A 10285-nucleotide genomic window follows, 5' to 3' on the forward strand; every position below is an offset into this window, starting at 1 on the left:
AGGAGTTCCCCATCGATGAAGATGACTAGACGCGTATTCGCCATGTCGATGCTGATGGCGTCCGTCGCGGTTCCGGCGACGGCACCGCTCGCGGCGCCGGCGCCAAAGGACACCCTGGTCATCGTCTCCGAGATGGGACCGAACGGGTTGGACACCATGGTCCCGACCGCCAACGACCACAGCCGCCTGGTGTCGTGGCACGTCTATGACCGGCTGGTCAGCCATGGCGAGAAGACGCTGGCGGACGGCACCGTCTCCTACGACGCCAAGGTGATGACCCCCGAGCTGGCGGAGAGCTGGGACGTCAGCGAGGATGGGCTGACCTATGTCTTCCACCTGCGGGAGGACGCGACCTTCCACGATGGCGCCAAGGTGACGGCGAAGGACGTCAAGTGGTCGTTCGATCGCGCCATCGCGGCGGGAGGCTTCCCGGCGATCCAGATGGCCGCCGGCTCGCTGGTCAAGCCGGAGCAGTTCTCGGTGATCGACGACCACACCTTCAAGGCGACCTTCGATCAGGTCAACAAGCTGATCATGCCGGACCTGGCGGTGCCCGTGCCGGTCATCGTCAATTCCGAACTGGCAAAGAAGCACGCCACGGCCGCCGATCCCTGGGCGTTCGACTGGGTGTCGCGCAACGACGCCGGTGGCGGCGCCTTCAAGATCGAAAACTGGACCTCGGGGCAGCAGACCGTCTTCGTCCGTTTCGACGAGTGGAAGTCCGGCGCCTTGCCGAAGCTGAAGAAGGTGGTCTACCGCCAGATCCCATCGGCCGGCACCCGCCGCGCCCTGCTGGAGAAGGGCGACGTCGACATCTCGGTCGGCCTGCCGCCGAAGGACTACGCGGAACTGGCGAAGGACGGCAAGGTGAAGGTCATCGGCGTGCCGGTGCAGAACGACCTCGTCTACCTGGACATGAACGTCCAGATCCCGCCGTTCGACAACCCGAAGGTCCGCGAGGCGGTCTCCTACGCCCTGCCCTACAAGGAGATCCTGTCATCGGCCCTGTATGGCCGCGCCAAGGGGATGTTCGACGGCGACCCGGCGACGCCGTATGAGCCGACCTGGCCGGTGCCGATCAAGCATGGGCAGGACTTGGCGAAGGCGAAGCAATTGCTGACCGAGGCCGGCTTCCCCGATGGCTTCAAGACGACCCTGTCGTTCGACCTGTCGGAGGCGACCGTCCGCGAACCCACCGCGATCCTGATGCAGGAGGCGCTGAAGAAGATCGGCGTCGAGGTGACCTTGGAGAAGGTCCCGGGCTCCAACTGGTTCGCCCAGATGGCGTCGAAGAAGATGCCGATGGTGATCGGCGAGTTCTACGGCTGGCTCGACTATCCCGACTATCACTTCTTCTGGACCTATCACGGCGCCAACAACTCGGTGTTCAACACCGCAAACTACGTCAACCCGGCGCTGGACAAGGACATCGACACGGCGCGCTTCACCTCCGATCCCGCCGTCTACAAGGCGAGCCTCCAGAAGATGGTGGATACCGTGATGACCGACCTGCCGCGCATCCCGCTGTATAACCGGTACGCCGACTACGCGATGCAGAAGAACGTCGAGGGGTTCGAGTATTGGTTCCACACCCATCCGGACTTCCGGAAGCTTTATAAGAACTGACCAGCGGTTAATCGAGTTAGCGGTAGGTCAGGTGGAGCGGAGCGGCATCCGGCAAAGCGGGCGAGATGGTGTCGGATGCCGCTTCGCTTTATCCGACCTACGCCTACCGTCATTTATCATTGAAGGGGGACATGTGATCAAGGACGCGCTTGGCGCCTTCGTTCCGGGAACGGATGTTCGGGTGCAGGGTTCGGCGGAGGGACCGCTGAGCGGGTTGAGCTTCGCGGTCAAGGACCTGTTCGACGTGGCTGGCCACGTCACCGGCTGCGGCAATCCCGACTGGGCGGAAAGCCACGCACCCGCCGAGAGCCACGCCTGGGCGGTGCGGACCCTGCTGGACGCGGGAGCCAGCGTCGCCGGCAAGACCATCACGGACGAAATCTCGCTGGGTTTGGTCGGCATCAACCGCCATCACGGCACGCCGGTCAATCCCCGCGCCCGCGATCTCGTGCCTGGCGGATCTTCGAGCGGATCGGCTTCCGCCGTGGCCGGTGGGGTGGTGGACTTCGCGCTGGGGACGGATTCGGGGGGATCGGTCCGCACGCCGGCGAGTTTCTGCGGGCTGTACGGGCTGCGTCCCACCCATGGCCGCATCCCTGTCGAGGGGTTGATGACCCAAGCCCCGAGCTTCGACACGGTCGGGTACTTCACCCGTGACGCCGGGATGTTCGCGCGGGTCGGCAGCGTGCTGCTGGGAGAGACGATCGGCGAGGACTTGCCCCCTGGGATCCTGGTCGCGACCGACTGCTTCGGGATCGCCGACGCCGCCGTCACCGACGCCTTGCGGCCAGTGCTGGATCGGCTGAGGGCCGTCGTGCCGGAGACCCGTGATTGCCGCTTGGCGGACGATGGCGCCATCGCGGACTGGTCGCGTCATCAGCTGGTGCTGCAATCGACCGAGTTTCAGGACACCTTCCGCGACTGGATCGACCGGGTCAATCCGCGCTTCTCCAGCGAGGTCGCCGGCGCCTTCGCCAGCGACGGCACGGTCCCCGCCGAGGTGGTGGAATCCGCAAAGGCGTTCCGGATCGCGGCGCGCGAGCGACTGGAGGGATTGCTGGATGGCAAGCGGGTGCTCTGCCTGCCGACCGCGCCGATTCCGCCGATCCGCCGAGACGCCCGCCTGTCGGAGATCCGCCGCGCGGTCAGCAGGGTCATCGATTTGACGGCGATCGCCGGGCTGACCGGATCGCCGCAGGTCAACCTGCCGTTCGGCTGGGCCGGCGGGATTCCCATCGGTTTGTCGCTGATCGGCTGGCACGGCGGCGACGCCGCCTTGATCGGGATGGCGAAGGCGATGGAGCCGTTGTTACGATCAAAGGTGGCATTACCGCTTTGTTGACGGACCAGAATTAAACTCCACATTGGCACCTTTCATCGGAGTGCCGCGCCTGACCTGAACGTCGGGAGCAGGGTCGCCTTGACGTGATGAGGGGAAGGTTTTGGTCGCGATGAATGACTTGGACGAATCGCGGGAGACGCGCCGCCTCGACACGCTGCTGGCCTATGACATCCTGGACACCGAACCCGAGGCACCCTTCGACCGTCTGACCAAGGTGGCGGCCGGCCTGTTCGACACGCCGGTGGCGCTGGTTTCCCTGATCGACGAGAAGCGGCAGTGGTTCAAGTCGTGCCACGGCCTTTCCGTGCGCGAGACCCCCCGCGACATGGCGTTCTGCGAGCACGCCATCCGCGCCACTGGCGTGATGGTGGTCACCGACGCCTCGCGCGACCCTCGTTTCCAGTCGAACCCGCTGGTGGTGGGGCCTCCCCATATACAGTTCTACGCGGGAGCGCCGTTGCGGGCTCCGGATGGGTCGGTGCTGGGAACGCTCTGCGTCATCGCCTTCGAACCGCGCGATCCGGCTCCCGAGAAGATCGATCTGCTGGCCTGCCTCGCTGATGCCGTGATCGACGCTTTGGAATTGCGGCGGCTGCTGGAGCGCCAGCGCGGCGAGATCGACCGTAGGACGCGCGCGGAGGCGGCGCTACGGGAGAGCGAGGCGTTGAACCGCTCCATCCTGGAAAGCTCACTCGACGCCATCGTCACCGTCGATGATGCCGGCCGCATCGTTGAATTCAACCCGGCCGCGGAAAAGCTGATCGAGCAGCCCCGATCGGCGGTCCTTGGCCAGGAGATGGCCGGTTTGCTGGTGCCGGAGCGGTTCCGTGCCCGCCATTCCGCGGCCATGGCGGCCTATCTCGCCAGCCACCAGTCAAACATCCTGGGCCGCCGGATCGAGCTGCCGGTGCTTGGGTCCAAGGGACGCGAGTTTCCGGCGGAACTGGCGATCGCCCCGATCCGGGTCGGCGAGCGGACCTTCTTCACCGCGCATATCCGCGACCTGACCGAGCGCAAGGCGGTGGAGGAGCGCATAACGCTGCTCCAGTCGGCCGTGCTGCACGCCAATGATTCGATCCTGATCACCGAGGCCGAACCGATCGACGGCGGCGGCCCGAAGATCGTCTACGTCAATGACGCCTTCACCACGATCACCGGCTATACGGCGGACGAGGTCATCGGCGCCACGCCGCGCCTGTTGCAGGGTCCCGGCACCGACCGCGCGACGCTGGACAGCATCCGCGCCGCCCTGACCGCTTGGCAGCCGATCCGGGTGGAACTGTTGAACTATCGCAAGGACGGGTCGGAGTTCTGGGTCGAATTGGATATCGCCCCCGTCGCCGACAGCCTTGGATGGTACACGCACTGGATCTCGATCCAGCGAGACACGACCGAACGGCGGCGGGCGGAGGAGGCGGCGCGCGAGCGCGAGGCGACCGTGCGCCACCTGCTGGAGCGGCAGACGGGATTGCTCGACGCGCTGCCGGCCCATGTGGCGCTGCTGGACGCCTCCGGCGTGATCGTCTCCGTCAACAAGGCTTGGCGCGCGTTCGCGCTGGAGAACGACTATCCGGGCGGAGGGGTGGCGATCGGCGCCAATTACGTTTCCGTCTGCGAGGCCGCCTCGGGCGACTGCGCCGAGGAGGCGAAGCCGATCGCCGTCGGGTTGCGCCGCATCCTGCGCGGGGCGTCGCCCTTCTTCAGTCTCGAATATCCCTGCCACTCACCGACCGAGGATCGCTGGTACCGCTTCATGGCGGCACCCCTGACATCCGGCAGGCGCGATGGCGCCGTGGTCATGCATGTCGACATCACCGAGGCCAAGCACGCGGAACAGGCGATCATCCGCGCCAAGGGAGAAGCGGAGCGCGCCGGACGAGCCAAGTCGGAATTCCTGGCGACGATGACCCACGAGATCCGCACCCCGATGAATGGGGTGATCGGGTTGGCCGGACTTCTGCTGGACACCGGTCTGGACCCGTCGCAGCGGCGGCTGGCGGCGGCTTTGCGGGCGTCGGCGGACCATCTGCTCCAGATCGTCAGCGACGTGCTGGACTTCTCGAAACTGGAGGCTGGGCAGACGAAGTTCGAGGAGATCCCATTCGACCTGGAGCAGGTGGTCAACAGCACGCTCGACATGCTGGTCCCCCGCGCCCACGCCACCGGCCTGGAGATTGGCTTCGTGCTTGGCGAGGGCGTCCCAACCCGCCTAATCGGCGATCCCAGCCGCCTGCGGCAGATCCTGCTCAACCTGATCGGCAACGGCATCAAGTTCACCCAGCAGGGCGGCGTCTGGCTGGAGGTCGATCTGCTGGCGCTGGATGGTGACGACGCCGTGCTGGGTTTCTCGGTGCGCGATACCGGCATCGGCATAGCGCCCGACGCCATCTGCCGGCTGTTCCGCGAATTCTCCCAAGTCGACGGCAGCACCGCCCGGCGCTATGGCGGCACCGGCCTGGGACTGGCGATCAGCCGTAAACTGGTCGCCCAGATGGGTGGCGACATCGCGGTGGAGAGCGATCCCGGCGAGGGCAGCCGCTTCCACTTCGACGTCGTGCTGGTTCGGGACGCGTCGATCGTTCCCGATGGCCCGCCACGCTGCATCGTCCGCGGCTTGCGGGTTTTGGTCGCCGACCCCAATCCGGTGGGACGCCGCATTCTCGAACGCCAGTTGAGAGCCCTCGGCGTGGAGGTGGAGACCCGCGCCTCGCTTGGCGAGGCGCCGCTGGCCGGCCGGCCCTTCGACATCTCGCTCATCTCCCTGGATCCGGCGGACGGCGGCGCCGAGGCCGGCGGTTTCCGCTTCCTGACGGCGACCCGTCTGTCGCCAGTCGCCCAGCCGGGTTCCGTCCCCGACATCGTGCTGAGGAAGCCGGTGGCATTCTCCGAACTGACGCTCTGCTTGGCGACGCTGAGCGGGCGAGCCGACGGCGTGGCGCCGAAGGGCTTCGAGCCGGCCGCCCGGCGAAAGCGGGCGGCGCTGCCGAGATTGCGGATCCTGCTGGCCGAGGACGATAGGACAAACCAGCTGGTCGCGGTCACCATGCTGGAACGTCTGGGTCTCCGCGTCGATGTGGCCGCGAACGGGTTCGAGGCGGTCGAAGCCGTGAGTTCCCGGCCCTACGACTTGGTGCTGATGGACGTGATGATGCCAGACATGGATGGGATGCAGGCGACGCGGGCGATCCGCGCCCTGCCCGGAGCCGCCGGACGGATCCCGATCCTGGCGGTCACCGCGAACGCCTTCTCCCACGACCGGGACGCTTGCCTGTCCGCCGGGATGAACGGGTTCGTGTCCAAGCCGATAGCCTCGGATCGGCTCATCCAGGCGATCGAGGAACTGACCCATCGGACACCGGACGCGTCACCGGAAGGCGACTTGTCCCGGATCGGCACGGCCGCCCTGTTCGACGTGGTGGCTCCGACGCTGCTGCTCCGCGACATCGGGATCGACGGCGTGCGGGAAACCGTCGTCGTGATGGTCGAGGAAACGCAGGCCCGGCTGGAACGGATGCGGCGGTTGGCCGATGATGGCGACATCGATGGGCTGACGCGCGAGGCCCACTCCCTCAAGAGCGCCGCGGCCAGCTTTGGACTGTCCAGGCTCTCGGAACTGGCGGGCGCGCTGGAGGCGGCGGGGCGCGGGGGCTCGGACCAGAACCGCGCGACGTTGATCGACGCGCTCGGACATGCCTTCGACGAGAGTTGGCGCGGATTGCGGCTGTGGATGGAGGCGCTGGAGCCGGTCGGCTAGTCGAGCCTGTCGGAACCCGACCACGCGCGTCGTTTGCGGTGGATCGTCGAAACGTTGATGCCCAACTTCTGCGCGGCTTTCGATAGGTTGCCGCCGCACAGCCTGATCGCGCGTTCGACCGTTTCCCGCTCGACCTCGGCCAGGGGAATGATGGCGCCGTCTTCCAACCGGCCGGGTGCGGGTCCGCGCCCCTCGACATGGCCGGCCGCCGCGGCCGTCCGCGTGGTCCCGCCAGGCGGATCGTCCGGCAGCATGGCCGCGGTGATGGTCAGGGCGTCGTTCAACACCACGACGCTGCGCAAGGTGTTCTGCAATTGGCGGATATTGCCTGGCCAGGCTGAGCGCAGCAGGCGATCCTCCGCGTCTGGACCGAGATCGCGCGGAGCCGTGCCTTCCTGTTCCGCGATGCGGGCGAGCAGGTGCCGGACGATCAACAGCACATCGCGCCCACGCTCCCGCAGCGGCGGCAGGTGGATGGGCAGGACATGGAGCCTGTAGTAGAGATCCTCGCGGAAACGGCCGGCGCGGACCTCCTCCAGCGGGTTCCGGTTCGTGGCGCAGACCAGCCGGACATCGACCTGGACGGTGCCGGCGCCGCCGACCGGCTGGATGGTGCCGGTCTGGGCGAAGCGGAGCAGCTTCGCCTGGGTCGACAGATCCATCTCGCACAGTTCATCCAGGAAGAGCGTCCCGCCATCCGCCTGGGCGACCAGGCCCACCCGATCGCGCACGGCTCCGGTGAAGGCGCCGCGGGCATGGCCGAACAACTCGGCCTCCACCAGGTCACGCGGGATCGCCGCGCAGTTTACCGCCACCAGGGGTTTGTCCTGGCGCGTACCACGGCGGTGAATCGCCTCGGCGCAGAGTTCCTTGCCGGTGCCGTTCTCGCCGGTGATGAACACCGGTGCCGTGCTGCGGGCCGCCATGTCGATGACGCGGTAGACCGCGCGCATGGTCATGTCGGCTCCGATGAAACCCTCGAAGCGGTCGCCATCCGCCTCCCCACCGAGGATCTCCACGACACGCGACAACCGGCGCCGCTCCAGCGCGTTGCCGATCGTGGTTTCGAGCCGGGGAGCGTCGAAGGGCTTGGTCAGGAAATCGTCGGCGCCCGCCCGGATGGCCGATACGGCGGTCTCGACCGAGCTGTTGGACGTGATGACGACGATGACGGTGCTGGGGCTGGACCGTCTGACCTCGCCGATCAACGACATGCCGTCGCCATCCGGCAGGTGCAGGTCGCACAGCACGATGTCGGGCTTGTGTCGGGCGAACATGTCACCGGCTTCCACCAGCGACGCCGCGTGCAGGGCCGACAGGCCGGCTTGTTCGAGGTAGCGGAGATAAACGCGCGCCAGACTCAAGGTATCCTCGACCAGCAACACGAGCCTGGCGTCAAGCAAACGACCCCTCCAATCGCATCCACCGCTCCCAACAATCAAAATTCTTTTTTGATCGATGCAAAATAGGATGGTGTCGCAAAATGCCATGGCGAAATGCCTCTCGGACATCCTGAAACCTGAAAATTAGGGTTTGATTCATCAATGACGACGCCAATCGATAGGAGCTGACATGAACTGGCACATTTTCTGCTAATTAGTCCCGTATCTCGAATGAGGAACTGGCGCGATGCGGAAAATCCTGGTTGTCGAAGACGATAGAACCTACCGGACCATCATGGTCAAGGCGCTTTCCCGCGCCGGCTATCTCGTCTCGGAAGCCATTTCCGGCGTCGAGGTCATCACTCTCCTGAAATCCGATCCACCCGACGCCATCGTGACGGACATCCTGATGCCCGACATGGATGGCCTGGAGTTGATCCGCATGATTCGTGCCATGAACCGCGACATCGTGATCATAGCGGTGTCCGGCGGCGCGCCGAACTTCGACTTCCTGCCCGCCGCGGCCCTGTTCGGGGCCAACGCGACGATGCGGAAGCCGCTCGCCTTGGGTGAACTGATCGCCTTGGTCCAATCCAAACTGGACGGCCAAGCCCCTCTGGTGGCCGCCGAATAATTCCCCTCGGCGCGATCGCACCCCCTCTTCACTGAAAATCGTGAAAGAATCCATCAAGATGTTCAGCATCCGCAAGTCCAGCGCCCTGAAGGAACTCACCGCCCAGTTGGACGCCATCGGCAAGTCGCAGGCGGTCATCGAGTTCGAGCTGGACGGCACCGTGATCACAGCCAACGGCAACTTCCTGGCGGCGCTCGGCTACACGCTTCCCGAGATCCAGGGCAAGCATCACCGCATGTTCGTTGAACCTGATGTGGCGGCGAGCGCCGAATACGCCGACTTCTGGCGGAAACTGCGTGAGGGGGAGTTCCAGGCGGCACAGTTCAAGCGCGTCGCCAAGGGTGGCCGCGAGGTTTGGATCGAGGCCTCCTACAACCCCATCCTCGACTCGAACGGCCGGCCCTACAAGGTGGTCAAGTTCGCCACCGACATCACCAAGCGCAAGCAGTGGGACGCGGAGATGCAGGGGCAGGTCAACGCCATCAACAAGTCGCAGGCCGTGATCGAGTTCGAACTGGACGGCACCGTGATCACCGCCAACGAGAACTTCCTGTCGGCGGTGGGCTATTCCCTGGACGAGATCAAAGGCCGGCACCACCGCATGTTCGTTGAGCCGGAAATGGCGGAAAGCGCCGAGTACCGCGCTTTCTGGGCCAGCTTGGCTCGGGGGGAGTTCCAGGCGGCGCAGTACAAGCGGCTAGCCCGCGGCGGCAGGGAGATCTGGATCGAGGCCTCCTACAATCCGATCCTGGATGCCAGCGGGCGGCCCTACAAGGTGGTCAAGTTCGCCACCGACATCACCCGCCAGGTCCGCTTGCTGGTCCATCTGAAGACGTTGATCGACCGCAACTTCGGTGAGATCGGCGCTGCGCTGATCCAGTCGAGCGGTCAGGTCGATGGGGCGATGGACGCGGCGACGCTGACTTCCGAAACCGTGCAGGCGGTCGCGGCCGCAGCCGAGGAACTGGCCAGCTCCGCCCAGGAAATCTCGTCCAGCATGGCCAAGTCGCGGGCCACGGCCGACACCGCCCAGCGACAGGCGGAGGACGCCGACCACGCCACCGGTCGGATGGCGGCCGCCACCCGCCAGATGAACGGCATCGTCGACTTGATCAGGAACATCGCCGGGCAGATCAATCTGCTGGCGCTGAACGCGACTATCGAGGCTGCGCGCGCCGGTGAGGCCGGACGGGGGTTCGCCGTGGTCGCCACGGAGGTCAAGAACCTCGCCAGCCAGGCCGCCAAGGCGACGGACCAGATCTCGACCGAGATCGAGGGCATCCAGTCGATATCCGGCGATGTGGTCGGCGCCCTGTCGGGCATCCGCCAGTCGATCGAGACTGTTCGCGACTACGTCCTGACCACCGCCAGCGCCGTCGAGGAGCAGACCTCGGTCACCACCCAGATGTCGCGCAGCATGCAGGGCGCCTCGACCTCGGTCTCCGCGATCACCCGCAATCTCGGCGACATCGTCTCGTCGGTGCGCCAAGTCACGGCGGCGGTTGACAAGACCGCGGAGGCGGCCCGCGTCCTCGCCCGCTGACGCG

General features: G+C 66.0%; 6 protein-coding genes. 5 read left to right on the top strand and 1 reads right to left on the bottom strand.

Translation table 11 applies throughout. The features are described from left to right. Positions 1 to 15 precede the first annotated feature (15 nt). The 3 genes from N825_RS05795 to N825_RS05805 all read left to right on the top strand — a co-directional run bounded on the left by N825_RS05795 (position 16) and on the right by N825_RS05805 (position 6722). Positions 16 to 1626, top strand: a complete 1611-nt coding sequence (locus tag N825_RS05795; RefSeq protein WP_037448205.1) for an ABC transporter substrate-binding protein — start codon at positions 16 to 18, stop codon at positions 1624 to 1626. A 133-nt stretch (positions 1627 to 1759) separates the two neighbouring features. After that, positions 1760 to 2968 carry an amidase gene (locus tag N825_RS05800; protein WP_051511598.1) on the top strand — a complete coding sequence of 403 codons (1209 nt, stop codon included), beginning with the start codon at positions 1760 to 1762 and terminating at the stop codon, positions 2966 to 2968. Between the two features lie 109 nt (positions 2969 to 3077). Next, positions 3078 to 6722, top strand: coding sequence for a PAS domain S-box protein (locus N825_RS05805; protein WP_157619001.1), 3645 nt, complete (start codon positions 3078 to 3080; stop codon positions 6720 to 6722). On the opposite strand, the gene N825_RS05810 is transcribed toward N825_RS05805, so the two are convergent. After that, positions 6719 to 8125 (bottom strand): sigma-54-dependent transcriptional regulator, encoded by a 1407-nt coding sequence (locus N825_RS05810; protein WP_037448211.1) that lies wholly within the window; start codon positions 8123 to 8125, stop codon positions 6719 to 6721. The two genes, N825_RS05805 and N825_RS05810, sit on opposite strands and share 4 nt — an antisense overlap. 226 nt (positions 8126 to 8351) lie before the next feature. Between N825_RS05810 and N825_RS05815 the strand changes: the two genes are divergently transcribed. Both N825_RS05815 and N825_RS05820 read left to right on the top strand, forming a co-directional pair. Next, positions 8352 to 8738 carry a response regulator transcription factor gene (locus N825_RS05815; RefSeq protein ID WP_051511599.1) on the top strand — a complete coding sequence of 129 codons (387 nt, stop codon included), beginning with the start codon at positions 8352 to 8354 and terminating at the stop codon, positions 8736 to 8738. Between the two features lie 40 nt (positions 8739 to 8778). Continuing rightward, on the top strand, positions 8779 to 10281 hold the full coding sequence (locus N825_RS05820) for a methyl-accepting chemotaxis protein (protein WP_342666009.1): 1503 nt from the start codon (positions 8779 to 8781) through the stop codon (positions 10279 to 10281). Positions 10282 to 10285 lie beyond the last annotated feature (4 nt).

Origin of the sequence: Skermanella stibiiresistens SB22 (genome assembly GCF_000576635.1) — a bacterium.
Lineage (GTDB): Bacteria > Pseudomonadota > Alphaproteobacteria > Azospirillales > Azospirillaceae > Skermanella > Skermanella stibiiresistens.